This window comes from Mucilaginibacter sp. MD40 (assembly GCF_002288635.1).
Classification (GTDB): Bacteria; Bacteroidota; Bacteroidia; order Sphingobacteriales; family Sphingobacteriaceae; genus Mucilaginibacter.
Window position 1 is genome coordinate 1,893,671 of sequence record NZ_NRSW01000001.1, and the last position, 26,500, is coordinate 1,920,170.

The 26,500-nt window shown below is 46.1% G+C and carries 20 protein-coding genes; 8 read left to right on the top strand and 12 right to left on the bottom strand.

The features are described 5' to 3' along the window. Positions 1-36: 36 nt before the first annotated feature. The 3 genes from CKK33_RS08605 to CKK33_RS08615 form a co-directional block, all read right to left on the bottom strand. Positions 37-294, bottom strand: a complete 258-nt coding sequence (locus CKK33_RS08605; RefSeq protein WP_095703712.1) for a hypothetical protein — start codon at positions 292-294, stop codon at positions 37-39. A gap of 7 nt (positions 295-301) precedes the next feature. Then, positions 302-712: a hypothetical protein gene (locus tag CKK33_RS08610; protein ID WP_095703713.1), complete on the bottom strand. Its 411-nt coding sequence runs from the start codon at positions 710-712 to the stop codon at positions 302-304. 67 nt (positions 713-779) lie between these two features. Continuing rightward, the gene (locus tag CKK33_RS08615) at positions 780-3,023 is read right to left on the bottom strand and encodes a sodium-translocating pyrophosphatase (RefSeq protein ID WP_095703714.1); all 2,244 of its coding nucleotides are present in this window, start codon (positions 3,021-3,023) and stop codon (positions 780-782) included. A 176-nt stretch (positions 3,024-3,199) separates the two neighbouring features. On the opposite strand from CKK33_RS08615, the gene CKK33_RS08620 reads away from it, so the two are divergent. Then, on the top strand, positions 3,200-4,609 hold the full coding sequence (locus tag CKK33_RS08620; RefSeq protein ID WP_198952523.1) for an APC family permease: 1,410 nt from the start codon (positions 3,200-3,202) through the stop codon (positions 4,607-4,609). Beyond that, positions 4,581-5,999, top strand: a complete 1,419-nt coding sequence (dacB, locus tag CKK33_RS08625) for a D-alanyl-D-alanine carboxypeptidase/D-alanyl-D-alanine-endopeptidase (RefSeq protein WP_095703716.1) — start codon at positions 4,581-4,583, stop codon at positions 5,997-5,999. Before CKK33_RS08620 ends, dacB begins: the two co-directional genes overlap by 29 nt. Before the next feature lie 10 nt (positions 6,000-6,009). Here dacB and CKK33_RS19485 read toward each other — a convergent pair whose 3' ends face one another. Both CKK33_RS19485 and CKK33_RS08630 read right to left on the bottom strand, forming a co-directional pair. Further along, a complete protein-coding gene (locus tag CKK33_RS19485; RefSeq protein WP_233138174.1) occupies positions 6,010-6,171 on the bottom strand; it encodes a hypothetical protein in 162 nt (53 codons plus the stop codon). Further along, the gene (locus CKK33_RS08630) at positions 6,171-8,405 is read right to left on the bottom strand and encodes an ABC transporter permease (RefSeq protein ID WP_143822931.1); all 2,235 of its coding nucleotides are present in this window, start codon (positions 8,403-8,405) and stop codon (positions 6,171-6,173) included. The genes CKK33_RS19485 and CKK33_RS08630 overlap by 1 nt, the downstream gene beginning before the upstream one ends. A gap of 158 nt (positions 8,406-8,563) precedes the next feature. On the opposite strand from CKK33_RS08630, the gene mgrA reads away from it, so the two are divergent. The 6 genes from mgrA to CKK33_RS08660 all read left to right on the top strand — a co-directional run bounded on the left by mgrA (position 8,564) and on the right by CKK33_RS08660 (position 16,877). After that, positions 8,564-9,553: an L-glyceraldehyde 3-phosphate reductase gene (mgrA, locus tag CKK33_RS08635; protein WP_095703718.1), complete on the top strand. Its 990-nt coding sequence runs from the start codon at positions 8,564-8,566 to the stop codon at positions 9,551-9,553. Positions 9,554-9,760: 207 nt separating this feature from the next. Beyond that, positions 9,761-12,217 (top strand): DUF5686 and carboxypeptidase regulatory-like domain-containing protein, encoded by a 2,457-nt coding sequence (locus CKK33_RS08640; protein WP_095703719.1) that lies wholly within the window; start codon positions 9,761-9,763, stop codon positions 12,215-12,217. Positions 12,218-12,268: 51 nt separating this feature from the next. After that, positions 12,269-12,856, top strand: coding sequence for a chemotaxis protein CheB (locus tag CKK33_RS08645; protein ID WP_095703720.1), 588 nt, complete (start codon positions 12,269-12,271; stop codon positions 12,854-12,856). A 100-nt stretch (positions 12,857-12,956) separates the two neighbouring features. Beyond that, positions 12,957-14,486 (top strand): glutamine-hydrolyzing GMP synthase, encoded by a 1,530-nt coding sequence (gene guaA, locus CKK33_RS08650; RefSeq protein ID WP_095703721.1) that lies wholly within the window; start codon positions 12,957-12,959, stop codon positions 14,484-14,486. Then, complete coding sequence (locus CKK33_RS08655; RefSeq protein ID WP_095703722.1) at positions 14,443-15,702, top strand: ABC transporter substrate-binding protein; 1,260 nt, start codon at positions 14,443-14,445, stop codon at positions 15,700-15,702. Before guaA ends, CKK33_RS08655 begins: the two co-directional genes overlap by 44 nt. Continuing rightward, positions 15,699-16,877 carry an RNA methyltransferase gene (locus CKK33_RS08660; RefSeq protein WP_095703723.1) on the top strand — a complete coding sequence of 393 codons (1,179 nt, stop codon included), beginning with the start codon at positions 15,699-15,701 and terminating at the stop codon, positions 16,875-16,877. The genes CKK33_RS08655 and CKK33_RS08660 overlap by 4 nt, the downstream gene beginning before the upstream one ends. A 26-nt stretch (positions 16,878-16,903) precedes the next feature. Here the strand turns inward: CKK33_RS08660 and CKK33_RS08665 are convergent, their stop codons facing one another. From CKK33_RS08665 to CKK33_RS08695, 7 genes are all read right to left on the bottom strand, one after another. Continuing rightward, positions 16,904-18,196, bottom strand: coding sequence for a folylpolyglutamate synthase/dihydrofolate synthase family protein (locus tag CKK33_RS08665; RefSeq protein WP_095703724.1), 1,293 nt, complete (start codon positions 18,194-18,196; stop codon positions 16,904-16,906). 56 nt (positions 18,197-18,252) lie between these two features. Continuing rightward, entirely contained in the window at positions 18,253-19,059 is an 807-nt protein-coding gene (locus CKK33_RS08670; protein ID WP_095703725.1) for an energy transducer TonB, read from the bottom strand. A 90-nt stretch (positions 19,060-19,149) separates the two neighbouring features. Next, entirely contained in the window at positions 19,150-19,551 is a 402-nt protein-coding gene (locus CKK33_RS08675; RefSeq protein ID WP_095703726.1) for a biopolymer transporter ExbD, read from the bottom strand. Beyond that, entirely contained in the window at positions 19,548-20,255 is a 708-nt protein-coding gene (locus CKK33_RS08680) for a MotA/TolQ/ExbB proton channel family protein (protein WP_095705796.1), read from the bottom strand. Before CKK33_RS08680 ends, CKK33_RS08675 begins: the two co-directional genes overlap by 4 nt. Further along, complete coding sequence (locus CKK33_RS08685; RefSeq protein WP_095703727.1) at positions 20,255-21,367, bottom strand: SPOR domain-containing protein; 1,113 nt, start codon at positions 21,365-21,367, stop codon at positions 20,255-20,257. The genes CKK33_RS08680 and CKK33_RS08685 overlap by 1 nt, the downstream gene beginning before the upstream one ends. Positions 21,368-21,405: 38 nt before the next feature. Next, on the bottom strand, positions 21,406-23,247 hold the full coding sequence (locus tag CKK33_RS08690; protein WP_095703728.1) for a TonB-dependent receptor domain-containing protein: 1,842 nt from the start codon (positions 23,245-23,247) through the stop codon (positions 21,406-21,408). A gap of 15 nt (positions 23,248-23,262) precedes the next feature. Then, positions 23,263-26,409, bottom strand: coding sequence for a tetratricopeptide repeat protein (locus tag CKK33_RS08695; RefSeq protein ID WP_095703729.1), 3,147 nt, complete (start codon positions 26,407-26,409; stop codon positions 23,263-23,265). Between the last annotated feature and the right edge of the window lie 91 nt (positions 26,410-26,500).

Sequence of the window (26,500 nt, forward strand, 5' to 3'; positions counted from 1 at the left end):
TTTTTATTTATATTAATCCAACAGCCTCATACATGGCTATGGCAAAGCCCTCCAAATAAACCAGGGCGTTAATATTAAATTTAAACCCATCATGGCCCAGCCCAGTTTTTTATCGCCCCGCCTGCGCAGCAGGTAGCCCAGCACCAATCCACCGAACAGTACCATAGCCGCGTCAAAATACATCAGACTGTCCAAAGTTGGCGGGATGATATTAATATTCAACAGCGCAAAAATATCATCCAGGTACAGATAGATATTGTAAAGGCAAAGGATATAAAGAATGGCTTTTTTCATCAATCATTTATAAAACGCTCACGCTTCCATCTGCTTTAATAAGAAAGATTGTTATAGAAAGTTGCTTCAAAGGCTGTAGTATTTTTTCCGAAAGGTTTCTATGCCCGAAATTATCCGGTAACGCAATTGCAACTTTGGTTTTAGAACCTGCGGGTTTTTGTTGCGAAATTATCATCGATGTTAAGATAGCACGAGCGACATGTGATTTAATTTGATTCGGACTAAATGTCAAACCATATCTATTAGTGCCTTTCTTAGAACTTGTTTCCCCTTTCGCTTCAATGTAGAGGGTTTCATTCGAATTTTCTGCAACTAAATCGATACCAGTTTGGATAGTAGTTGATTTTTTTTTGATAGAATACCCCAATGAGATTAGATGCGTTTCTAAGGTGTTAATAACGTCGTTTTCTGTTAACATATGCATTTAATTTTGATATACAAAAGCCCCGCTGGTTGGCGGGGGCTTTTGTATAGATTGCGTATCTTCAGATCTTCTTATCAGTCTTGATCACATGCGTTGTGGTGTTCATCGACTGTATTTTTAATTGCTTTTGAATGTGCTCATTGGTATTCACCGCATTATTTAAGTGCGGAGCAATAACCAGCGATACGATAGACATCAGCTTGATGAGGATGTTCATTGACGGGCCTGAAGTATCTTTGAACGGATCGCCCACGGTGTCACCGGTAACCGAAGCTTTATGTGGCTCCGATTTTTTGTAATAGGTTTCACCGTTTATCTCTACGCCTTTCTCGAATGATTTTTTTGCATTGTCCCAGGCACCACCGGCGTTGCTCTGGAAAATACCCATCAGCACGCCTGATACGGTTACACCGGCTAATAGGCCACCTAACACTTCCGGGCCAAAAGCAAAGCCGATAATAATAGGGGTGATCAAAGCGATCAAACCCGGGGCAACCATTTCTCTGATGGAAGCTTTGGTAGAGATAGCCACGCATTTCTCATACTCAGGCTTGGCCTTGTACTCCATAATGCCCGGTATCTCACGGAACTGACGACGAACTTCTTCAACCATTGCCATAGCCGCGCGGCCTACTGCTGAAATGGCCAGGGCCGAGAAGATAAACGGAATCATACCGCCTACAAATAAGCCGGCCAGTACATTGGCTTTATAAATATCAATGTGCTCTATGCCTGCCACACCCACAAAAGCCGCGAATAACGCTAAGGAAGTTAATGCAGCAGATGCGATAGCGAAACCTTTACCGGTTGCGGCGGTAGTGTTACCCACAGCATCCAGGTTATCGGTACGGTGGCGAACTTCAGGTGGTAACTGGCTCATTTCGGCAATACCGCCGGCATTATCCGCGATAGGGCCAAAGGCGTCAATGGCCAGCTGCATAGCGGTAGTAGCCATCATGCCCGCAGCGGCAATAGCCACGCCGTATAAACCGGCAAAGAAGTACGAACCATAAATACCGGCCGCTAATACGATGATCGGCAACACGGTTGATTCCATACCTATAGCCAAACCGGCAATAATATTGGTAGCGTGCCCGGTTGATGATTGTTTAATGATGCTCAGCACCGGGCGTTTGCCCATTGCGGTATAGTATTCGGTAATGATAGACATCAGCGTACCTACAACCAAACCTACCAGGATAGATCCAAACACACCATTCTTGGTGAACACCAATGCCCCTGCTTTAATAGCGCCGCTTGCATCCAGGTCGCGTTTTAGGTGCATTTCGCCTCCTGGCAGCATCCATTGCACCAGGAAGTAAGTTGCAATAGCGGTTAACAGGATGGAGGCCCAGTTACCCATGTTCAGGGCGATTTGCACGCTATCTGTTTCATTTTTAATTTTTACAAAGGCGGCTCCTACTATAGAGAATATTAAACCTAAACCGGCAATTACCATTGGTAATAAAACCGGTGCAATGCCGCCAAAGCTATCTGCTGATACTATTTCGCGGCCCAATACCATAGTAGCCAGCATGGTAGCAACGTAAGAGCCGAACAGGTCGGCGCCCATACCAGCTACGTCGCCTACGTTATCACCTACGTTATCGGCAATGGTGGCGGGGTTGCGCACGTCATCCTCAGGGATACCTGCTTCTACTTTACCTACCAGGTCGGCGCCTACGTCGGCCGCTTTGGTGTAAATACCGCCACCCACACGGGCAAACAGCGCAATAGATTCAGCACCTAACGAGAAACCCGCCAATACCTCAAGGGCTTTCTCCATATCGGCTCCGTTAACGTCGCCTCCGGTATTTTTAACATAAAGGGTGTAAAATACTATAAATAGCGAACCTAAGCCTATGATAGCTAAACCCGCTACGCCAAGGCCCATTACCGTACCACCTGTAAATGATACTTTAAGCGCTTTGGCCAAACTTGTTTTAGCTGCCTGGGTGGTGCGTACGTTGGCCTTTGTTGCTATACGCATACCAATAAAACCCGCAAAGGCTGATAGAAACGCGCCAATTAAAAATGAAATGGCAATAACCGGGCTTGAGGTAGCAACGGTTGTGCCGCTCCAGGCCAGTAAAATGCCGGCGATGATGACAAAGTAGCTCAGTATCTTCCATTCGGCCCTTAAAAAAGCCATCGCGCCATCGGCAATGTAGCCGGCCAGTTGGTTCATAGAGGCGTCGCCCGTTTCCTGTTTGGTAACCCATGCAGATTTGCCCGCCATAACGAGTAAACCTATTAAGCCCATCACAGGGATCAGATAAATTAGGTAATTGTTCAAAAGATCCATATAATAATTTAGTTATAAAGTGTGCTTAGTTGAAAAGCCGGGGGAAGCTTTTAATAATTGGTTGCTGCAAAATAGTAAATTAATTTATTTACAATAGCGTGTCAATTAGAAAGTTTTAAATAGTTTAGTGGTTTAATGAAAAACCCTAAATGACTAACGATTCCTCTCCCTCTAAAATGAAACACGAGCTGAGCCTGCTCGATGGCACCATGCTGGTATCGGGCTCCATGATCGGCTCGGGTATCTTTATCGTAAGTGCCGATATTATCCGCAATGTAGGTTCATCCGGCTGGCTTATCGCCGTATGGTTGATTACCGGCTTTATGACGCTAACTGCGGCATTAAGTTATGGCGAACTCAGCGCCATGTTCCCAAGGGCGGGTGGGCAGTATGTTTACCTGAAAGAGGCATATAATAAGCTTATTGCTTTTCTGTACGGATGGAGCTTTTTCGCGGTGATACAAACGGGTACCATCGCGGCGGTAGGGGTGGCATTTTCAAAATTTGCCGCTTATTTGTGGAAGCCTTTAAGTGAGGATAATATTATTTTCCAGGCTGGCGCTGTTAAGATCAGCGTGGCGCAGCTGGTATCTATCGTATTGATATTCTTACTTACCTATATCAATACAAAAGGTGTTAAGGGAGGTAAACTTATTCAAACCACCTTTACGCTTACCAAACTATTAAGCCTGTTCGGGCTTATCGCTTTTGGCTTTTTAGCTTTTAAAGGCGATATATGGCGCGCCAACTGGGCCAGTCCCTGGGGTTTGCATAACCTGGCAAAAGATGGCAGCGTTACACAACTGGGCATGGGGGCCGCGCTTGGGGCTATAGCCGCCGCCATGGTAGGTTCTATCTTTAGCAGCGACTCATGGAACAGTGTTACCTTCGTAGCCGGCGAAATGAAGAACCCCAAACGAGATGTGGCCCTGAGCATGATGTTTGGTACCATCATCGTTACGGTTATTTACATTCTGGCTAACGTGGTATATACCGGCGTACTTTCGTTACAGGATATTGCCAGCGCTGATAAGGACCGTGTGGCAGTTACGGCCTCGCATGTGATCTTTGGCAACATAGGCACCTACATTATCGCGCTCATGATCATGATCTCTACCTTTGGTTGTAATAACGGGTTGATATTATCAGGGGCGAGGGTGTATTATACCATGGCTAAAGATGGTCTGTTCTTTAAAAAGACAGGCGAACTAAACAAAAACTCGGTACCGGAGTTTGGCTTATGGATACAGGCGGTAGTAGCTTCGCTGCTTTGCCTCAGCGGCAAGTACGGCGACCTGCTGGATATGATATCATTTGTTGTAGTCGTATTTTATGTACTTACCATAATTGGTATTTATATTTTGCGCGCTAAACGCCCCAATGCTGAGCGCCCGTATAAGGCGATAGGCTATCCGGTATTACCTGCCTTATATATAATTATGGGTATTGCTTTTTGCGTATTGTTATGCGTTTATAAAAGCGATTACGTTAAATACGGATTAGGTATTGTATTGGTAGGTATACCTATCTATTATATTTCGCAACGAAACACTGGTAATGAAGATAAAACAGACCTGGTTAGTTAGTATCTTATTTATTTCGAACGCGCTATGCGCGCAAACACCTTTACAAAAGCGGCTGCAAACCGCTTTTGCCCGTTTACAAACCGATGAACAATGCAAATATGGCGCGGTATCATTAACCGTACTGGATGCTAAAACCGGCGAACTGGTTTTTGGCGGCAACCCGGATATGGGCCTGGCGCCGGGCTCTACCTTAAAAACGGTTACCAGCATTACTGCTTTCAATGTTTTAGGGAAGGATTTTCAGTTCCAAACCCAGTTAGGCTATAGCGGAGCAATTACCGCCGATGGCACGCTCAACGGAGATGTGGTGATCAAAGGCGGTGGCGACCCGACACTGGGCAGCTGGCGCTATGCAAACACCAAAGATAATGTAGTTTTAAACACTATGGTTGCTGCTTTGAAAAAGGCAGGCATCAAAAAGATCAATGGGCGGGTAATAGGCGATAACGGCGCTTACAATGGGCAATCCATCCCCGATGGCTGGATATGGCAGGATCTGGGCACCTACTACGGCGCGGGTATTGCCGGGCTTTGCTGGCGCGAGAACCAGTTTGACATACTACTGCGTACAGGCAGCGTGGGCACACCTGTAGGCATAGCCGGTACCAACCCCGAAACCAATTACCTGCAATACAAAAGCGAGCTTACCAATGGCGCTGCTAAAACCGGTGATCAGGCTTATCCTTACCTGCCGGCCTTTAACAGTAAGGTAATGTACCTGCGTGGTACATACGCTATTGATCAAACTAAAAAACGCGTAGGGGCGGCCATACCCGATCCGGCTTATGATGCCGCCCTGCGGTTAACAGATACCTTAAAACACATTGGCATACAGGTAAGTGGCGAGCCGCAGTCGTCCATAATGCTGGCGGAAAAGAACCAGGCGGTACCGGCTAACGCTACCGGTTTAATTACTATATTATCTCCCAACCTGAGCAAAATTGTTTACTGGCTTAACCAGAAAAGCATTAACCTGTATGCCGAGCAATTACTGGCCACCATTTCTTTAAAGATGGGCAAAACAGCTACCGCTGCTGATGGGGTTGCAGTTGTAAAATCGTTTTGGGAACAAAAGGGGATAGACAAGCGCTCTATGAACATCTTTGACGGTAGCGGCCTTTCGCCCGAGGATCGCATCACTACCTCAACTATGGCCCGCATACTGCAGTCGGCCAGCAGCCAGCCGTGGTTTGGTGATTTTTACGAAAGTCTGCCCGTTTATAACGATATGAAAATGAAAAGCGGAAGCATTAACAGCGTGCAGGCTTATGCGGGTTTTCAAACGCATGAGGGCCGCCAGCTATGCTTCGCTATTATGGTAAATAACTACAGCGGCACCGGCAGCGCCATACGCGAAAAAATGTTCAGGCTGCTGAACGAGTTAAAATAATATACGCTTGCTACTCCGTCCTGAGGCTTTTTACCGGGTTGGCATATGCTGCTTTTAACGTTTGCAGGGTAATAAGCAATGCTGTAACCACTAAAAGCACAACCATACTGATGAGGAAAGGCATGGGTGTAAGGCTTATTTTGTAAGCATAATCGTTTAACCAGTGCCGCATCAATAAGAAAGCCACGGGGCAGGCATAGCGCCTGATACGGCTATCGTTAGTAAAAAGTCCTTTAAAAAAAGCTTCACAATATTACCGGCTGATGAGCCTAACACTTTACGCACGCCTATTTCTTTAGTGCGTTTTTGCACACTGAGCGATATCAGCCCTATAATACCCAGTAATACAATAATTATGGCCAGCCCCGTGGCAAGGTAGCTCGCTTTTTTTAGTTGTATCTCTGTTTGATATAACTTGGCCAGCGCCTCGTCCATAAAGCCGTACTCAAAAGGTGCGTCGGGCATTTCCTGTGCCCACTTCTTTTGCAGCGCGGTAATACCCGCTTCCAGATCGCCGGGTTTCAATTTTACGGAGAAGAAGCGGTACAAGGGCTGGTAATTTACGTTTACAAACGTCATGGGCTGCAGTTCTTGCTGCATAGAACCAAAGCGGAAATCCTGCACCACACCGCAAATAGTTAATACCGGCATCCCCTGTGCTTTAAACGGTTGCCCAATAGCATCAGCCGCATGGTTAAACCCTAAAGCATGCATGTGTTTCTCGTTGATCACCACCCTGGCAGAATCGGCAGGCACATACGCGGGCCCGAAAAATTCTCCGGCCTTCAGTTTTAAATTGTAGGCTGCCGCATACTGGTTATCTACGTTTACTACCTGAGAGGTGAAGGTGTGCAGGCTATCATCGCTCATTTTGTAGGCCTGTAACTGCGCGCTGTAATTACCGTCGGGTATGGCCCATGATAGTGAAATAGCTTTTACCTGCGGCAGCTGTGCTATGCGGGCGCGTATGCCTTCCATTTTTGCCACTCCTTTTTTAGACCAGTCGCGGGGCAGCTGCGCGTAAAGCACGTGTTCTTTATCGTACCCAAGGCTTTTACCAAAGAACAGGTTGGTTTGCCGTGATACAATTATCGCGCAGATCAATACCACCGCGGCGGTGGCAAATTGGAACCCTATTAATGTTTTTCTCAAAACAACGTTCTCTTTAACCGTCCCCAACTTGCCCTTAAGCGAATCAACCGATTTAAGCGATGATAACAACACAGCAGGGTACAAGCCGGCCAAAATACCGGTAACTATAACCATGCCCGGTATAATAACGTAGAAGTACCAGGGGAAGCTAAACAAGCCTGTCATTTCGGTTTGTAAAATATCCGCGAAATAGTAGCGCCCGATCATGTACAGCACCATAGCAAAAAGGGTAGCCACGACAACCATAATTACCGATTCCGTCAGGAACTGTTTAATGAGCGCCCCGCGCAGCCCTCCTAAAACTTTCCGTATACCCATTTCCTTCATGCGCTGTGCCGACCGGCTAATACAAATGTTCACAAAGTTGATAATGGCCATAAACAGGATAAAAGCCGCTACAAGGCTCAGCGTATACAGCATTTTCTTTGGCCCCCAGTCGAGGTAATAGGTATTTAGTGGCACAATATACGGTACCAGGTTGGCGGCAACCTGTGGCTGCGCGTGTGCTTTAACGAGCTTTAGCATAGCGGCGTCAACAGCACTTTTGGAAGCACCGGGCTGTAACTCAACCAAGCCTACAACAATGGTATTGGCCCAGGTATCCAAATCGCGGCCCATAAATTTGGCTGCTCCTAATGACAGGAAGATATCGTTATTATCATCCTGGCTCAGGTTGGTAACCGAGTTTTTTGGAATTTTATCCAGTACGCCGCTTATCATAAAAGCATGCTTATCGCCCTTAAAGCTTTCAACGGTGATGGTTTCGCCTATGATATTGGTATGCCCGAAGTATTTTATGGCCTTATCCCGGGTGATCACTACCGAAAAAGGGTCATTAAAAGCAGTCGCCGCGTTTCCGGCAAGTAGTTTAAAGCCGTATATATTTAAAAGCGTGCTATCGCCTATTTGTATATGTTCGCGAAAGTGTTTGTCGCCTTTTGATACATTGGAAGTTACCCCATCCCAACGGTAATAATTTTTAACCAGGTTGGGGTATTCCTTTTTTAGCGCTAATGGTAATGGCGCGCAGGTGCCAATTTCGTAACCCATGTTGGGGTCTTTCCATTTACTAAGCAGTATATATTGGTTGCCGGCATTTTTAAGGTGATGGTTTACCTGCATTTCCTGCCATATGTAAACGGTGGTAAGCATGGTAAAGGTGATACCGATGGCTAAACCGATAATGTTGATAGCGGAGAATGCTTTGTTCCTTAAGATATTTCGCCAGCCAATAAGAAAGTAGTTGTACAGCATAGGGTTATGGTTTGTACGAATGTAGTTACCCAAAACAGGATTGCCGAAACCATTAACATATTTTAACTTATGGAGCGGCTTGTAAGTGTAGTAACTTAAAAGATACAAGTAAAACTGATTAACCAAAAAGTATTACTTTAGCCTTAAACCCAAATATGATGAATTATCAACCTTCTGCCGATAGATATCAAAAAATGCGTTATCGCCGCTGCGGTAAAAGCGGCATTAAATTACCCGAAATTTCACTGGGCCTGTGGCACAACTTCGGCCATGTGGACGTGATGGAAAACTTCCGTAAGATTTTGCACCTGGCTTTTGATAGTGGTGTTACCCACTTTGACCTGGCCAATAACTACGGCCCGCCTCCCGGCAGCGCGGAGGAAAATTTCGGTAAGATACTTAAAGACGATTTTTGTGGCTACCGCGATGAGATGATCATTAGCAGCAAAGCGGGTTATACTATGTGGGATGGCCCTTACGGCGATTGGGGTTCAAAAAAATACCTGGTTGCCAGCCTTGACCAAAGCCTTAAACGCATGGGTTTGGATTATGTAGATATTTTTTATCACCACCGCCCTGATCCCGAAACCCCGCTGGAAGAAACCATGGCCGCGCTTGACCTGATTGTACGCCAGGGAAAGGCCTTGTATGCCGGTATTTCTAATTACCCCGCAGCGGAGGCGGCAAAGGCCATTGCCATGCTGAAGGAAATGGGTACACCATGCCTGATCCATCAGCCTAAATACTCCATGTTTGTACGCGAGCCGGAACAGGGCCTGTTAGATGTTTTGGGCGAAAATGGTGTTGGCTGTATTCCTTTTTCGCCATTGGCGCAAGGTTTATTAACCAACAAATACCTGCATGGCATACCGGAAGATTCACGCGCGGCAAAATCGACCGGCTTTTTACAGGAAGGCCAGGTAACGGAAGAAGTGGTAACCAAAGTAAAGCAACTGAACAGCCTTGCCGAACAACGCGGACAAACCCTTGCCCAAATGGCACTGGCCTGGTTACTGAAAGACGAACGCGTAACATCCGTGTTGATAGGTGCCAGCAAGCCTGAACAATTGGCTGATTCGCTGAAAGCTTTGGACAATATCAGTTTCTCAGGAGAGGAATTGGCGCGTATAGAGGGGATTCTTAGTTAATACTATCCAATATGTCATTGCGAGCGATAGCGCGGCAACCTCAAAGGATAAGCATATTCGACGCACTATGAGATTGCCGCGTCGCTGACGCTCCCCGCAATTAAAGGCGTACCAAAAAAGTACGCCTTTAATTTAACAAATATTAACAGGTAGCATCTAATAAGTGCAAACAATAAAACCCATATTAGCGCTTACTTAAACTCTTTCATGAGAAACTACCTGATCATTCTATTCTCTCTTTTTGCCCTTCCGGGCTTCGCGCAAACTTATGTGTTAAGCGGTAAAGTAACGGATGATGCCGGCAAGCCAATTCCGTTTGCCTCGGTATATGTTCGCAATACTACAAAAGGTACCTCTGCCAACAGCGACGGTGGCTATACCCTCAATTTAACTAAAGGCCGACACGAGGTATTATTTAAAGCGGTAGGATATAAACAGGAGAGTCGTAACATTAGTCTGCTGGCTGATACTAAAATTGATGTCAGCCTAAAAGGGGAGCAATATCAGTTAAACGAGGTGTCTGTAAGGGCCGGGGGCGAAGACCCCGCTTATGACATTATCCGTAAGGCCATCAAAAAACGTAAGACTTACCTTAACGAAGTAAATGCTTACACCTGCGAGGTATACATAAAAGGTTTGCAGCGGTTGCTGGATGCACCTAAGAAATTCCTGGGCTTTGATGTTCAAAAATTCGCGCGGCAAAATGGCCTGGATTCTAACCGCAGGGGGATCATCTACCTTTCGGAATCGCAATCAAAACTCAGCTTTATGAAGCCCGATAAGGTACATGAGGAAATGATCTCATCAAAAGTATCAGGTAGTAACCAGGCTTTTAGTTTTAACAGGGCAGGCGATATACGGGTGAATTTTTATGAGAACATGCAAAACTGGGAAGGGTTAAGTAACCGCCCCGTGATATCGCCCATTGCCGATAACGCGCTGAGCTATTACAAGTACAAACTGATAGGTGCTACAATAGAAAACGGCGAAACCATTAACAAGATACAGGTAACGCCGCGTAATGAGAGCAACCCATGCTTTAGCGGCTATATCTATATTTTGGAGGATAGCTGGCGTCTGCAGGGTTTATCGCTTTATATCACCAAGAAAGCCAACATCAACTTTGTTGATACCCTGCGGGTAGATGAACAGTATGTGCCTGTGACCAATAAAGTGTGGATGCCGGCATCCATGAAATTTGAGTTTAACGGGGGCTTTTTGGGTTTTAAGTTTGCCGGGTACTTTGTATCGTTGTATAAAGATTATGAGATCGATCCTCAGTTAGATAAGAGCCAGTTTAAAGAAGTGTTGCGCATTAATAAAGGTATTAACAAGCTCGACTCAGTTTACTGGCAGCAGCAGCGTCCCATTCCGCTTACCGATGAGGAGAAGATTGATTACAAAAAGAAAGAGGTACTTGCGGCCAAACGCGAATCAAAAGAGTACCTGGATTCTATAGATCGTGAGAACAACAAAGTGAACATAACCAGGCTGCTATTGCGTGGCTACTTCCACCGCAACCGTTTTAAGCATGAGTATTTCACTACCAGTTCGCTCCTTAGCGCGGTGCAGTACAACACGGTTGAAGGCTTGGCGCTCAATTATGGCGGTACATTCAGCAAATTGATAGATAGTTTGAACAACAGGCGTTTCGCGGTATATGGCAATGTGCGCTACGGCTTCTCTAACAAGTTATTTAACGCTTATGGAGGGGTGGTGGTCCCGGTTGGCCCGGCTACCCTTAATCTATCAGGCGGCTCTACCATAGCCGACCTCAACGACCGCGAGCCGATGTCGTCTTTCGTTAATTCTATACATACGCTGCTCTATCGACAGAATTACAAGAAGCTTTACCAAAAGCAGTTCGCTTCGGCAACGCTTAGCACCCGTATTTACGGCGGCTGGCAAGCCAGCGCATCCGCAGAATGGGCTAACCGTAAGTGGTTAGATAACACGTCCGACTACAGCCTTTTTCACCCTAAGGGAAAGGAGTTTACGTCGAACAACCCTTTTATTCCGGAGGCGGATGTTCCGCTTTTTGAGAATAACCAATCGTTCAAGGTTACCTTAAGAAGCACCTACGATTTTAGCAATCAGTATGAAACTTATCCTACGGGCAGGCGTTACCTGCCATCAAAGTACCCTACCATCGGTGTAAGCTTTACCAAGGCTATTAAAAACGTGTTGGGCGCTGATGCCGATTACAGTCTTATCTCCGCAGACATCACCAAGAGCGACATCCCTGTGGGCTACTATGGTAAATTCTCCTTTTGGGTAGGCGCCGGTAAATTCTTTGATGTAAAAAACATCTATTACACCGATCTACGCCAGTTCTCAGGAAGCCAGATAACGGTCTATAGGGTGGGTATCGACAAGTTTATGCTGTTAAATTATTACGGCTATAGTACCGGTAATAAATACCTGGAAGGGCATATCGAACATAATTTTACAGGCCTTTTAGTAAACAAGGTGCCCCTGTTGCGCAAGCTTAAATTACAGGAGATCATCGATGTGAATTATTTAACTACCCCGGCCCTTAAGAATTACACGGAATTGGGCTTCGGCTTCCAAACCAATTTTGGCCTGAGGGTAATGTACGGCACCTCGTTTAACACCGGCGAAGGAAACGTGAAGAACGGGTTGAGAGTGGGCTTGAATTTTTAAATTCTAACAATTCACCGCTTCCCCCGTTATTAGCTAATAACCCTCCTCTCTATGAACAACTACAACTTTTATGTGATCGGTATGGGTGCTTCGGCAGGGGGGATTGAGCCTTTGGTAAATATTGTTACCGGCATACCGGCCAACATCAACGCCGCTATTATCCTAAATCAGCATTTACCCACCGGCACACCAAGCAATTTGGGTAAACTGGTAGAGCGTAACTCCAAACTTAAAGTTGTTGTAGTTGAAACCATTGAATACATTGAACCGGGTAATGTATATGTTATGGCCAGCGGCATGCAATTTAAACTGGAGGGGTGTTTTTTGCAGGCAGAGGCACGTGATGCCGGCGAAAAGATCAACCATACCATTGACAAACTTTTCTTTAGCCTTGCCAAGGTTGCAGGCGATAAAAGCGTTGGCGTGATATTATCGGGTACGGGAAGCGATGGTTTGCAGGGCGCGCAAGCTATTGAAAACCAAAAAGGTTTGGTGATCGTTCAGGATCCCATAACCGCCGAGTTCCCATCGCTACCTCAGAACCTGATCGCGAATGACCACCCCGATTATGTGCTTAGTCCGGATGAGATAAACCGAAAGATCTGTGAGTACGCGGGTACAAGGGCTTTAAATAACTAATTCTGTACATCTGGCTACGTGGTTTTCATCTACAGTTAACCCGCTGAAAACCTTTTGACTTTTTACTTTTAATTTTCACTTTGCAAGGGTATCTTTGCCCATGCAAGAAAAAATCCTTATTCTTGACTTTGGCTCGCAATTTACCCAACTCATCGCGCGCCGTGTCAGGGAGCTCAATATTTACTGTGAGATCCATCCTTTCAATAAATTTCCTGAAGTTGACAGCAGCGTAAAAGGTATCATCCTTTCGGGTAGTCCCTACTCTGTTCGCCAGGACGATGCACCTCATTTTGAGTTTGCTAAACATCACAAAAACCTGCCTATCCTGGGCGTTTGTTATGGCGCACAGTACGTTGCCCATTTCAACGGTGGTGAGGTGTTGGCATCAAGCACCCGCGAATACGGTCGTGCCAATCTGGATTACATCAAACCGGATACCATCCTGTTTAAAGATGTACCGCAGGGTTCGCAGGTATGGATGTCGCACGGGGATACCATCGCGCGCATTGCTACTGATTTTGAAATTATAGCCAGCACCGATAGCGTAAAGGTTGCGGCTTACCATATTACAGATACTAAGACCTACGGCATCCAGTTCCACCCGGAGGTTACCCACAGTATTGACGGCAAACAGATCCTCCAAAACTTTTTGGTTGACATTTGCGGCTGCGCGCAGGATTGGACACCGGATTCTTTCATTGAAACCACCATTGCCGAATTGAAAGCTAAACTGGGCGACGATAAGGTAGTTTTAGGCTTATCTGGCGGTGTAGATTCATCAGTTGCCGCAGTGTTATTGCACCAGGCTATCGGCGCTAACCTGCACTGTATTTTTGTTGATAACGGCTTGCTGCGTAAGGATGAGTTCCAATCTGTATTAGACTCTTACCAGCACATGGGCCTTAACGTTAGGGGTATTGATGCCAAGCAACGGTTTTACGATGCGCTGGCCGGTTTAACCGATCCTGAGAAAAAACGTAAAGCCATTGGCCGTGTATTCATTGAAGTATTTGATGATGCCGCGCATGAGATACAGGGCGTAAGCTGGCTGGGGCAGGGTACTATTTACCCGGATGTGATCGAATCGGTTTCAGTTAAAGGTCCGTCGGCAACTATTAAATCGCACCATAACGTAGGTGGTTTGCCTGACTTTATGAAGCTGAAGGTAGTTGAGCCGCTGAATACCTTATTTAAAGATGAAGTGCGCAAGGTAGGTGCCGCATTGGGTATCGACCAGAACATATTAGGCCGCCACCCATTCCCGGGCCCGGGCTTGGCTATTAGGATATTGGGCGACATTACGCCGGAGAAGGTTGATATTTTGCAGCAGGCTGACGCGATTTATATCAACAATTTACGCTCGGCAGGTGTTTATGATAAAGTTTGGCAAGCAGGCGCCATTTACTTACCAGTACAATCGGTGGGAGTTATGGGCGATGAGCGTACCTATGAGAACGTGATATGCCTGCGCGCAGTAGAATCATTAGATGGTATGACGGCAGATTGGTGCCATTTGCCATATGACCTGCTGGCCAAGATCTCCAACGAGATCATCAATAACGTAAAAGGAATTAACCGGGTAGTATATGACATCAGTTCCAAACCACCGGCCACTATTGAGTGGGAATAAGTGGTTATTATTTGTTTTAGCAGCGGTAATTGGTGCATGTTCGCCCAAGGTGAAACCTGTATCTAAACCCGTTGCTAAACCAACGACTGATCAAACTAACGAAAAGAAGAATAAACCTGCTGAAAAGCCCCAGGTAAAACAGTCTGAAGAAAAGGCTTCTGTTGTTTCGCTGATATTACCATTAGGCTTGGAGCATGCCGTGGCGGGGCAAAGCTATACAGCCGCCAAACTAAAGTCGGCCAATTTATCGGTAGAGTATTACCAGGGCTTTAAACTGGCGCTTGACTCTGCCGCCGCCGATGGGCATAATTTTAAGCTACAGGTTTTTGATTCTAAAGACAATACCGCGCAGGCCCATAGCCTCGCGCTGAACCCGCAGGTAAAAACAAGCGATTTGGTTGTAGGGCCGGTATTCCCGGATGATATCAAAGCATTTACAGCAGGGCTTGGCACAACCCGTGGTGCAGTAGTTTCGCCATTATCACCGGCCTCGCCTGCTGCGTTTAAGAGCGATAATCTCATTACTATGACACCGCCGCTGGAATACCATGCCCGGGGTGCCGCGGAGTATGTGGCTAAAAGGCTCAAGCCGAAAAAGGTATTTATCCTCACATCGGGCTACAGCAGCGAGAAAATATATGCCTCACCATTTAAACGTACTATTGATAGCCTTACCAAACGCCGTGTACAGGTAATTACCATGGTTATTAACCGGGGTAACTTAACGCCGTTGGTAAAGCAATTATCACCCACAGAACAGAACGTTTTTCTGGTGCCCTCTACCAAACAAGCTTTTTTAATGGTTACGCTGCGTTCCCTGGATACCTTGTCTAAAAAATTCCCGGTAACGCTTTTTGGGCATCCTAACTGGGAGAAATTCGCGTTTCTGAAAGCGGCATTGCTGCAACGGTTAAATACGCATATTACCTCGGCAGATAAAATTGATTACAAAAGCGGCGAAACCAATGTATTCCTGCGTAGCTACCGGCGCGCCTATCATGCCGAGCCTACCGATTTTGCCATAAAAGGATTTGACGAAGGCCTGTATTTTGCTCAATTATTGGCTGATGGCGAAAATATGGGTCAGCCCGATCTCAAAGATTTTACCGGTATACACAACAGTTTCCACTTTGTGAAAACGCCCCGTACCGGTTGGGTGAATACACATGTTGATGTATTACGATACGAGAACTTTGATCTTAAACGGGTAAAATGAAGGCAATAAACCAGTTAAAGACATTTTTGCGCATACTGGATGAATACCCGGCGGATACGCCTTTAAATAAGTTTTTGCCCGGTTTTTACCGGCAGAATAAGCAAATGGGTTCTACCGACCGTAAGGTTGCCGGCCGTTTGATTTATAACTATTTCCGGTTGGGTAGTGCCTTACCCAACCTGCCGCCTGAGGACAGGCTGATGGTTGCTGAGTTTTTATGCAACACCCAAACCAACTCTTTTTTGCAGCATTTCAAACCCGATTGGGCAGCTTGCATCGCTTTCAGTATCGACGAAAAGATAGCGCTGGTTAAAACCACCTACCCGGATTTTAAACTGGAGGATGTTTTCCCCTGGAGTAAAGAACTATCTGATGGCATTGACAAAGAGGGCTTTCTGAAATCGTTTTTTGTACAGCCCGATCTTTTTATCCGCATCACTAAAGGATTTGAGCAACAGGTAAAGGCAGAACTAACCAAAGCCGATATCAAGTTTAGGGATGAGGGCAACAACTGCCTGTCGCTGCCCAACGGCACCCGGCTGGATGTAATATTTCCAAAACAGCATTGGTTTGAGGTTCAGGACCTATCGTCGCAGCAAACAGCTAATTATTTTAAACCCAACCGCTGGGATAGCTGGTGGGATGCCTGCGCGGCATCAGGCGGTAAATCATTGCTGTTGCATAGTCTGCAGCCTGAACTTAAATTAGTGGTATCAGATATCAGGGAATCCATCTTATCCAACCTGGACGAGCGTTTCCAGCAAGCCGGGTTGATGAAGTACCAGAAAAAGGTGATGGACCTGATGCAGAACAACGAGCAGCTACTATATAATTACGCTTTTGACGGGATAATCCTCGACGCGCCTTGTAGCGGATCGGGTACCTGGGGGCGTACGCCGGAGATGATCAGCCAGTTCGAGATGCATAAACTCGATTTTTTTAAACGCCTGCAGCAAGGTATCGCCAAAAATGTGGCTAAGCATTTAAAGCCGGGCAAACCGCTCATATATATCACCTGTTCTGCCTTTAAATCCGAGAACGAAGACGCCGTGAGCTACCTGGTTAATGAGCTTGGCCTTCAACTGGAGGAGCAACAAGTGCTAAAAGGTTACGAGCATAAGGCAGATACCATGTTTGTGGCCAGGCTGGTAGCACCAGTCGTTATTGAAGAGTAATATTCGCATTTAAGCTGCCGCGTAAGTCAAACCACTTCGGCTACCACGAAAGTACTGCCACCAATAAACACCAGATCGTTATCTCCTGCTGCTTTTCTGGCCGCGTCATAGGCCGCCTGTACAGAAGGATAGGAGCGCCCCCGTAAATTGAACACCGCCGCTTGTTCCTGTAATATTTCAGCGCTTAGGCCTCTTGGTATATCGGGTTTGCAAAAATAATAAGTAGCATCTTTTGGCAACATGCCCAGCACCTTGCTGGTATCTTTATCATTCACCATACCGATCACAAAGTGCAGGTGATCATACTTAACTGCAGCTATATTTTTCATCACCTCTTCAACGCCATCGGGATTGTGGCCGGTATCGCAAATAGTGAGTGGTTGGGTATGGAGTGTTTCCCAGCGGCCATGCAGCCCGGTTAAGGTTTTTACCTGCCTGAGCGCTGTAGAAATGTGTTCATTAGTAATAGTGAAGCTCTGCTTACGAAGTTCGTCTACTGCGGTTAAAACCGTTCTTACATTCTTAAGCTGATAGGTGCCGGTAAGGTCCAGTTGGAAGCTTAAAGTATGCAGTTCTGAGTCGGCAGTTACGCTCACATCCAGCAGCCCGTCTACTTTTGACTTTTGACTTTTAACTTTTGACTTAACTTCCGATGCAAAGCATATTTCGCTCCCTTCTTTTTTTGCCTTTTCTGTAAACACATAGGCTACATCCGGCTGGTGCTCGCCTATTACTACAGGTATGCCGGGCTTAATGATACCGGCTTTTTCGCCTGCGATCAGTTCAAGGGTATTACCCAGCATATTCATATGATCCCAGCCGATGTTGGTAATTACCGACAGGATAGGCGTGATGACATTGGTAGAATCTAAGCGACCGCCCAAACCTACCTCAACAACAGCAATATCTACCTGTTCTTTCGCAAAAACATCAAAGGCCAGCGCCACCGTCATCTCAAAGAAGGAGGGTTGTATATCTTCGAAGTTTTTACGGTTAGCCGCTACAAAATCAACAACGGTTTGTTCGCCGATCATTTGTCCGTTAATACGGATGCGTTCGCGGAAATCGCGCAGGTGAGGAGAAGTGTACAGTCCTGTTTTGTAACCGGCTACCTGCAGAATAGCGGCCAGCATATGCGATGTAGAACCCTTGCCATTAGTGCCGCCCACATGCACGCTTTTAAAGCGCTGTTGCGGGTTATCTAAAATCCTGCAAAGCGCAAGGGTATTAATCAAGTCCTTTTTAAAAGCGGATGCCCCGTCACGCGTGAACATGGGGAGCTGGGTGTACAGGTAGTCGAGGGTTTGCTGGTAGTTCATGGTCAATGGTCCATAGCTATGGATGACAATGCAAACTTAAAATAAAATCAGGATGATTACTGGCGTTTAAATACGAAGGTTTGGCGATAGGTTTGCTGGTCGCTGGCGCCGGCAGAAGGGCTAACCTTGGCGTTTTTAACCGCTTGTATACACTTGTCAACCACGTCGCCTTCTATCAGGGTGGAGCCACGGCCTACACCCGCGTATACCACGTTACCATCTTTATCTATCCTGAACTCAATTACTACTCTTCCTTCAATATTTGAAACAGTTGGTTTGGCAGGCGCACGTACAAAGCTGCGTGCGTTTAGCGAGTTACCTCCATTACCCGATCCGGTTCCATTATAATTATCGGTAAGCGTGGTGCCTGTAGTTTTACCCTGGTTACCTGGGGTGCTGCCGGTGCCATCGCCTTCGCCGGTGCCTGTATTGGTTTTACCTTTATAAAGCGCGTTTTGGTTGACAGTTGGCTTGGCTTCGGTTTTATTAGGCGTAGTAGATACGGTTTTGCTTGGCGCTTTAGAGTTGGCTGTAACCTCGGGCGCGTCCTCGTTATTTTGCGTAACCACATTTTTATCACTCTGTTCCGCCTCTGTTTTTTCTTCGGTAGGCGGGGCAGGGGTTACTTTGTCGGGCTTGGTCTTATTAGCTTTCTCAGCGACAGAAGGTTCTTCGGTGCTGGTGTAATCGCTGCCCATGCCTTCATCTACCGTACCATAATTTACCAGTATACCTCCGGTGCCGTCTTCCTGCTTTACCGGCATCTGGAAAACAATAAAATAGCACAAGGCTATCACAATGCCCAGTATTACGCCGGTCGCGGCAAACGCCTTAGGATAATTATTTTCTTCCCTGTAGTTCATTTTTGTAAGGTGAAAGGCGAAAGGTTAGGGGTAAAAGGTTTTGGTAGCTTGCAATTACCTTTGACCTTTTAGCTTTAACCTTTCAGCTTCCTATGCTTTCGGCTCGGTGGCCAGTACCAGTTTAATATTTAATTTCTGCGCTATATCCATTACGGTTACTACATCCTGTATGGCCACGGTGCGGTCAACATACAACACAATGGTAAGCTCTGATGCCAGGCTTTTGTATGATTGCAGCGTAGGTTGTAGCTGGTCAACCGGTACTTGTTTCTTATCAACCGTATATACCAGGTTTTTGTCGATAGATACGTTGATGGTTTTTTTAGAAACCGATTGCCCGCTTGACGATTTCGGCAACATCAATTTTACCACGTTAGGGTTGGTTACCGTTGACGCGATAAGGAAGAAGAGCAGCAGGAAGAACATGATATCATTCATGGCCGAGGTATGTACCTCTGCTGATGCTCCTCTTTGTCTTTTTCTTAAATTCATTTGCTGGGCTCCTCTAACAGGTCAATAAACTCAATAGCGTCAGTTTCCAGTTTCAGGATCACTTTATCCACCATCATGTTAAGGATATGATAGCATACATAAGCAATGATACCTACGAATAAGCCGGCCGCAGAAGTTACCATCTTTACATACAAACCACCCGAGATAACACCCATGGAGATGTTATCGGTTTTTGAGATATCGTAGAAGATCTTGATCACACCCGCGATAGTACCCAGGAAGCCGAACATGGGCGCTATACCTGCTACTATACCGATGATACCTATGTTTTTCTCCAGTTTGGATACTTCCAGTTTACCAACGTTCTCAATAGCGCCTTCGATATCTTTTATAGGGCGGCCAATGCGTAGCAAGCCTTTCTCGAGCATGCGGCCCAATGGCGAGTTGCTGTTGCGGCAAATGGCAATAGCCGACTGTAGATTGCCCGACATGACGCTGCCGCGTACCTGCTGCATTACATGCGACTCGTTTTTTGCAGCTTTACGAATGGTAAAATATCGTTCAAAAAATATCACCAGGCCAAGTACTGCCAGTATACCAATTGGTATCATTACCCAGCCACCTTTTATGAGCAGGTCTCCAAACCTTAATTCTTCATCTGGTATTTTGGCAACCTGTTGCGCGGCCTGGTGCGCGGTATCAATTAATTTTGCTGCGGTATCCGTAACCTGCAATAGTAACATCATAGTTTTGGTTTAATTTCTAATGTATAAATATCCTTGTTTACTTTTTTGGTAGCCAATATTGCCTTACGCGCGGCTTCGGCCTCGGCACGGGTTTTATAAGTACCTAAAGAAAGCTTCACACGCCTTCCGGGCGCGTCGGTAACAATGTGGGCGTCAACTCCCAGTTTTTTATAATTGGCAATAGCGGTATTAGCCTCTTTTTCATCTTTAAAAGAGCCTCCCATGATCTCGAAGCGGGGCCCGGCCGCCACTTCATCCTTCACTACAGGTGCTGTGCTTTTTGCCGTGGTGTCTTTAATTGGCTTTTCTGCTGTATGCGTTGCAGTTTGTGTTTTAGGCGTATCAGTAGCCGCAGTATCCTTATCTACCTCTATAGCGGCGTTGATCACTTTGGTATCTTTTACAGGCTGCTTGGTGGTGGTTTCTCTTTTTTTGCCGATAACATTAAACAGGACAGGGTTGTAGCGGTTAACCAGGTAAAGCGCGCCGGCGGAGAACAAGATCATTAGTATAATAAACAACCAGGTAGTACGCCGTTTACGTTTGCGTACCTGGTTAACAAGGTACGCTTCCTCCTCTGCAGACAGATAATCTTCATCGTCTGCCGGATTTAATGTTTCAGCCGGTGCAGCAATATTTACCGCGACAGGGGCTGTTGTAGTATCTTCCTGAATAAGCTGTTTAGGCAGCGCAGGAGCGCTGCCCACTTTATGCAGGCTTAGCGGCTCGTAGCCAAAAAAATCGGGGCTATTGCGCTGGTTCTGGTTGGTTTCAAAGAAAAGCTTTGAATCTTCCATGTAAAAACAGCCCAGATCAGCTAATGGCGCGTCGCCATTTTGCGCCTGCATTTTTATGGTGTTGATGTACTTTTCAGTAAAATACTTAGCCGATGCTACAGAGATATTCTTTTTATCGGCAATGTATTTAGGAAGGGTTTCATCATCAATAAACTGTGGGTCAAACTGCACACTGTAGGTAGGCGGGTAAAACCGGCCTTCCTGCTCATTATAGTGCCCGTTAACACGGGTATGCGCAAAATAACCCAGGCCGGGCACGCTAACTTCGCCGTGTAGTGCCAGCAATTCGCTTATATAATTACCTACATCCATTCGCTAAAAGTACGTATTATTATACAACCTCAAAAAGCTTAAAACGAATAGCCTACGCCTCCGAATATGTTAAAGCCATAGTTAGGATAGTATACCCAGGTTTTACTGCTGGCATTTAACAGGTTGTTTGCCTGTATAAATACCGATAACTGCTTGTTGATCTTGTAGGTAGCGCCGCCGCTAAGATCAGCAAATGATGGCACAGTAGTATACAAGGGGTTAGCCGGTGTACTGCCTGTTACCAGCAACGGATCCTGAGCCGAACCACGGAACAGCAGCGAGCCGTTAATATCAATTTTGTTGTTGATATGGATGGTTGTACCCGCTGTTAATAAAAATTTAGGCAGGTTCCATGGCTTCGCTTCGCTGGCCATTTTATAATCCTTTACCTCTACACGGCCAAACAGGTTAAAATCATCACTGGCTTTATAATCCAGTTCACAATTAAAGCCGCTAACGCGGGTATCGCCATTGTCATATATCACACTGAACTTGTTGCCCTCTGCCGCGAAGTTGTTAACAAACAGCGGCAGGTTTTTAATACTATTGCGGAATACCGCGGCTTTAAACGACAGCCCGGGCGCCAGTGTGCCTTTTAAACCAAGTGTAATATCCAGCTTATCTACCGAGTTTACGAGGTTAAGGTTTTGGCCCAGGAAAGGGTTAATATTGGTGAAGTCTTTTAAAGAGGCCTTGTTTACATCACCTTTAGCCTCGGCAAACAGGCGTATGTATTTAGGTACCACCTGTAATTCTAACTTAGCTGCCGGGAAAATATAGAACCTCGAGTAAACGCCAAACTCTTTAGCAATGTTAACCCCGGCTTCTATCTTGTAGTTTTCGCCCTGGAACTTGATGTACGGGTTAGCCCTTACGATGCTGTTGTTGTTTGAATACAGGCTATCCTTTTGTGTGCCAAGGTCTAATGACGCGGCCAAACCTGCATAGAACTGTTTCACCGTTTTGTTCATGAAACCGCTGAGCACAATGTTATTTTCGCGGGCGTTGAAGGCATTGCTCCATAAGTAGCCTTTAAATTTGGCGGCGTAGGTAAAGGCATTCTCTTCGTCCTTAAAGTTTTTGGCTATTTCGCCTTCGCCGCTAATAGTGTTAAACGTTTGTTTCTGCGGATCAAAAGCAGGCGGTGTTGAGGCGTCCTGGTCAAAGCCATAAAAATAAGTGGCATGGCGCTGGTAGTTAAGGCGACCGGTAAGCGTAGTTTCGCTGTTAATGCTCTTGCCAAATACGCCAATTTCCTGGCGACTATCGCTTTGCTTATTGATACTGCCTGCTTGCGCGAAGTGTTTTACAAACCCGCCAACCTGCAGGGCTTCGTCGCGGCCGCCACCAAAGTAGCCTTCGGCAAAGCTGGTTTTCATGCTACCCAGGCCAGCTTTAACATAATTGTTCAGCAGGGCCGAGTCTTGTTCGGCAGGGCGTTTCATGGCGTCGAGCTGCCTGATGTTATTATCCTGCGATAGCTTACGATCAATTGGCGCATAGTTAAGCGGTGCTTTGTAAGGCTCCTTATCTTCCAGATCGGGGTTGCGGCGAATTTTTACCGCTTCGGCCAGTACAGGTTTGTAAGAAGTGGTTACCACGATCTCTTCTGCCAGGCTGGCTTCATTATTAGCGTTTTTGGCGCCATTTTTTGTGGTGTCGGCTGCCGGTACTTTTGAGGCGGCTTCTCCCAGGTTTTTTGCGTTAGCCTTTTGCTGCGAACCCGTGGCGGCTTTTGCAGCCGGCTTTTTCGCGATGGTTTTTTTAGCAGTTTTAGCCGGTTGTTTTTTATCAGCCGGTTTCTTTGTTTGCGCGTTGGCAGAGGCAAAGAAAAATACCGTTAATAAGGTAAGCAGTGTTAATTTATATACTGATCTCATTGCTTGTCTCTCCGTTTATTGTTCTTTGGTCTCCTGTTGTTGTTTTTGCTCGGCAGCGGGCTCGGTTGTTGCCGGCTTATCTTCAGTTTGTGCAGCCTTTTCTTCTGTAGCGGCAGGGGCCGTACTACTTTGTGCTTTACCCAATAGCCTGTTCAGTTTTTCGCGTGCGGCTGGCAGTACATCATCATTGCCTTTGTAATTATCTATCACACTTTGCAGCGTAGCCTTAGCCTGGAAGTTATCCTTAAGGGCCACATAGTTATCGGCCAGCAGGATGTAGGCCTTAGCTACCCAGTAGTCGTAGTTAGATAGTTCCTTCACCAGGTCGAAACAGGTTTTTTGCGATGTTTTGTATTTACCCTGCAAGTATTCGATGTTGGCAATGTTGTATTTAGCTTCGGCGGCGGCAATGGTTTTGGTATTGCTTACCGTATAGTTAAACTCCTTTACGGCAGCAGCGGTATCGGCCAGTTGTAACTGCGCCTTACCTGCATAAAGGCCGGTACGGAATTTATCTTCCTGTGCGGTTTTCTCATAATCGCGTACCAGCTGCACATATTTAAGCACATCATTCGGCTGGTTAATTTGTGAGTAGCACACCAGCAGGTTATTAATGGCAAAGCTGTAATCGGCCTTGTACTCCGAGTTGGTTTCCAAACGTTTCAGGAACACAATGGCATCGTTGTACTTTTTCTGGTTCATGTACAATTTGGCCATGCTGATGAGCGATTTTTCGCTGTACGCGCTGGTCCAGTCGTTCAGGATCACGTTATAGTCAACCACGGCCTCATCGGTTTTACCCAGGTTAGCCAGGCCTTGCGCGCGGATAAAGCGTGCCTGTTTCTCATAGATCTGCTTGGTAGGGAACTTATCAAAGTAAGCGTTAACGGCATTTACCGCCCCTTGCCAGTCGCCTTTTAAATACAGGTTATTGGCGGCAGTGATCATGATACTTTCCTGCTCGGCAGAAGTATAGTTACCAATAGAGGTAGAGTTGGCATAGTTAAGGAACGAGCTCGCGTCGCCTTTATCGGTATAGATCTTCTCTACCTGTTTTAAGGCCTGCTTGGCCTCGTCAGATGATGAATAGTCTGATACTACTTTCTTGAACGCGGCAGTGGCGGCGTCATCATTACCGGCATTGTATTCAATTAAACCGATAGTGGTGTAGGCCCGTGGTATATAACTGCTGTGCGGGTACTTTTGTATCATTGCGTTGAGGTCGGCCTTGGCACGCTCACCGTCATTTTTAAGGAAATAGGCGTAAGCGATCTCAAAAGCGGCATCATCCGCATAGTCAGAATTAGGGAACTGGCTTAGCAGGCTGTTAAGTGTGCTGATCTTAGCGTCAAACGATCCCTGTAAGCCCTGGATGATACCTCGCTGAAATAAGGCGTATTCCTGGCCCTGGCTATGGCGGGCAATGATCTTGTCATAGTAAGTAAGCGCGTTGCCGTAGCTTTTCATACCGAAATAGCTATCACCCAAACGGCTGATGGCATCGTTCTCGGTATTTTGATCTTTAGGGCCGCCAGCCAAAAATTTCTCAAAGTAGGTAGCAGCCTTGCGGTATTGCTCGTCATAGAATGCCGAGTAAGCAAGCGCATAATAAGCGTAGTTGGTAAGGCCGGTTTCCTTTGACTCCGGCATGCTCAGGAACTGCTCAAAGTTCTCTACCGATTCGCCATACTTGCGTACCTCAAACATTGATTCGGCCATCCAGTATAGGGTGAGCGCTTGTATCTTGGTATCAACCGGGTTTTTCAGCGAACGTAAAAACACACCAATGGCATTTTCAAAAGCACGCTCATTATAAAATTCCAACCCGCGATAATAGGTTACTTTCTGGTAGGCTATCTGCGCGCTTTCTGATTTATTAGGGATAGGCTCCAGTATGTCAATCGCTTCTTTGTAGTTTCTGGAATTAAGTAAAGCTTCGCCCAGTAAAACCTTTACCTCATCACGGCGTGCCGAGCGTGAGTAGTTTTTCAGGTACTGGCGTGCGGCTACCAGCGCGTCGTTATTAAAATCAAGTTCATAGGAAAGCTTGGCGTATTGGTACAGCGCGTCTTCCTGCAATTGCGGGTCGTAATTTAACCTCGAAGCAGTGAAGAATGCGTTACGCGCGCCCTGCTTGTTATTCATTTTCAGGTAAACATCGCCCAATGTATAGCTACCACTTTGGCTATAGTTATCATTTTGCGCAACCAGCTTAGTTAATACGCTGGCTGCCTTACCATAGTTGCCCACTTTATAATAGGCATAGCCTATCTGGTAGCTGTCTTGCGTGTTTTGTGTGCGGCCCTGGTCCTGTTCTTCAAAGCGGCTGTAGTATTCTACCGCTTTATCGTAATTGCCTTTTGCAAAATATGAAGCACCTATAATGCGCAGCATTTCCGTTTCGTTCTGCTGCTTGGTGCTGTTGATGATAGGGATGGCGTAGTTAATTACATCGTCATAACGCTTATCCAGGAAATAAACGGCTGTAATGTAATACGGGTAACTGGCCTCGTATTTTTTAGAATTTTTTAAACGCTCAAAGTTTACCAGTGCCAAATGGTAATCTTTGTTCAGGTAAGCGATGTAGGCGAAGTAATAGGTAGCATCGTCTGTATAGGCCGATCTTTTATTTTTTACCTGGCTAAACAGCAGCTGCGCGTTCTTGTAATCGTTGGTAACAAAATAAGCGTAGCCTTTGCGGAAGTTGTATTCGGTACTCTGGCTGCCTGTGAGGTCGCCCGCGTTTACTTTATTGAACCATACCAATGCCTCACTGTACTTGCCTTGTTTAAAGTACGATTTACCTACCTGGAAATACGCGGCCTTGGCCAGCGGGTTTTCGGGGTGCTCTTTAATAAAGCGGGTAAACATGCTTTCGGCATCATCGTTACCCAGCTCCAGCGCACACAGTGCCTCGTAGTACTGGGCGTTCTCTTTAAGAAGCGATAGTTCCGACTCAAATTTTGATTGAGAAGATGTAGTTAACCTTGTTTGCTCAACCAGGCGATATTGTTCTGCCGCTGAAGCGTATTTACCCATCGCCATCAGGTTATTAGCATTCTGATAGGTGCGGTTTACATGAAATGATGGGTTTTGCTGTGCGAGCGCTGGCAGGGCTAAAAATACCGGGGCAATTAAGGCGACGTATTTATGTTTTATCATAGAGCGCAATTATAGTGGTGCTAAATTAGCGTAATCGCAAAAATGCAATCCACATTAGTAATTAACAAGTGTGGAAAAGCACTTTTTTAAA

What these genes read in the sequence shown, in the direction of transcription:
- CKK33_RS08605 (WP_095703712.1), bottom strand. Translation starts at nt 294, where the DNA reads ATGAAAAAAGCCATTCTTTATATCCTTTGCCTTTACAATATCTATCTG.
- CKK33_RS08610 (WP_095703713.1), bottom strand. Translation starts at nt 712, where the DNA reads ATGTTAACAGAAAACGACGTTATTAACACCTTAGAAACGCATCTAATC.
- CKK33_RS08615 (WP_095703714.1), bottom strand. Translation starts at nt 3,023, where the DNA reads ATGGATCTTTTGAACAATTACCTAATTTATCTGATCCCTGTGATGGGC.
- CKK33_RS08620 (WP_198952523.1), top strand. Translation starts at nt 3,200, where the DNA reads ATGAAACACGAGCTGAGCCTGCTCGATGGCACCATGCTGGTATCGGGC.
- dacB (WP_095703716.1), top strand. Translation starts at nt 4,581, where the DNA reads ATGAAGATAAAACAGACCTGGTTAGTTAGTATCTTATTTATTTCGAAC.
- CKK33_RS19485 (WP_233138174.1), bottom strand. Translation starts at nt 6,171, where the DNA reads ATGCGGCACTGGTTAAACGATTATGCTTACAAAATAAGCCTTACACCC.
- CKK33_RS08630 (WP_143822931.1), bottom strand. Translation starts at nt 8,405, where the DNA reads ATGCTGTACAACTACTTTCTTATTGGCTGGCGAAATATCTTAAGGAAC.
- mgrA (WP_095703718.1), top strand. Translation starts at nt 8,564, where the DNA reads ATGAATTATCAACCTTCTGCCGATAGATATCAAAAAATGCGTTATCGC.
- CKK33_RS08640 (WP_095703719.1), top strand. Translation starts at nt 9,761, where the DNA reads ATGAGAAACTACCTGATCATTCTATTCTCTCTTTTTGCCCTTCCGGGC.
- CKK33_RS08645 (WP_095703720.1), top strand. Translation starts at nt 12,269, where the DNA reads ATGAACAACTACAACTTTTATGTGATCGGTATGGGTGCTTCGGCAGGG.
- guaA (WP_095703721.1), top strand. Translation starts at nt 12,957, where the DNA reads ATGCAAGAAAAAATCCTTATTCTTGACTTTGGCTCGCAATTTACCCAA.
- CKK33_RS08655 (WP_095703722.1), top strand. Translation starts at nt 14,443, where the DNA reads ATGACATCAGTTCCAAACCACCGGCCACTATTGAGTGGGAATAAGTGG.
- CKK33_RS08660 (WP_095703723.1), top strand. Translation starts at nt 15,699, where the DNA reads ATGAAGGCAATAAACCAGTTAAAGACATTTTTGCGCATACTGGATGAA.
- CKK33_RS08665 (WP_095703724.1), bottom strand. Translation starts at nt 18,196, where the DNA reads ATGAACTACCAGCAAACCCTCGACTACCTGTACACCCAGCTCCCCATG.
- CKK33_RS08670 (WP_095703725.1), bottom strand. Translation starts at nt 19,059, where the DNA reads ATGAACTACAGGGAAGAAAATAATTATCCTAAGGCGTTTGCCGCGACC.
- CKK33_RS08675 (WP_095703726.1), bottom strand. Translation starts at nt 19,551, where the DNA reads ATGAATTTAAGAAAAAGACAAAGAGGAGCATCAGCAGAGGTACATACC.
- CKK33_RS08680 (WP_095705796.1), bottom strand. Translation starts at nt 20,255, where the DNA reads ATGTTACTATTGCAGGTTACGGATACCGCAGCAAAATTAATTGATACC.
- CKK33_RS08685 (WP_095703727.1), bottom strand. Translation starts at nt 21,367, where the DNA reads ATGGATGTAGGTAATTATATAAGCGAATTGCTGGCACTACACGGCGAA.
- CKK33_RS08690 (WP_095703728.1), bottom strand. Translation starts at nt 23,247, where the DNA reads ATGAGATCAGTATATAAATTAACACTGCTTACCTTATTAACGGTATTT.
- CKK33_RS08695 (WP_095703729.1), bottom strand. Translation starts at nt 26,409, where the DNA reads ATGATAAAACATAAATACGTCGCCTTAATTGCCCCGGTATTTTTAGCC.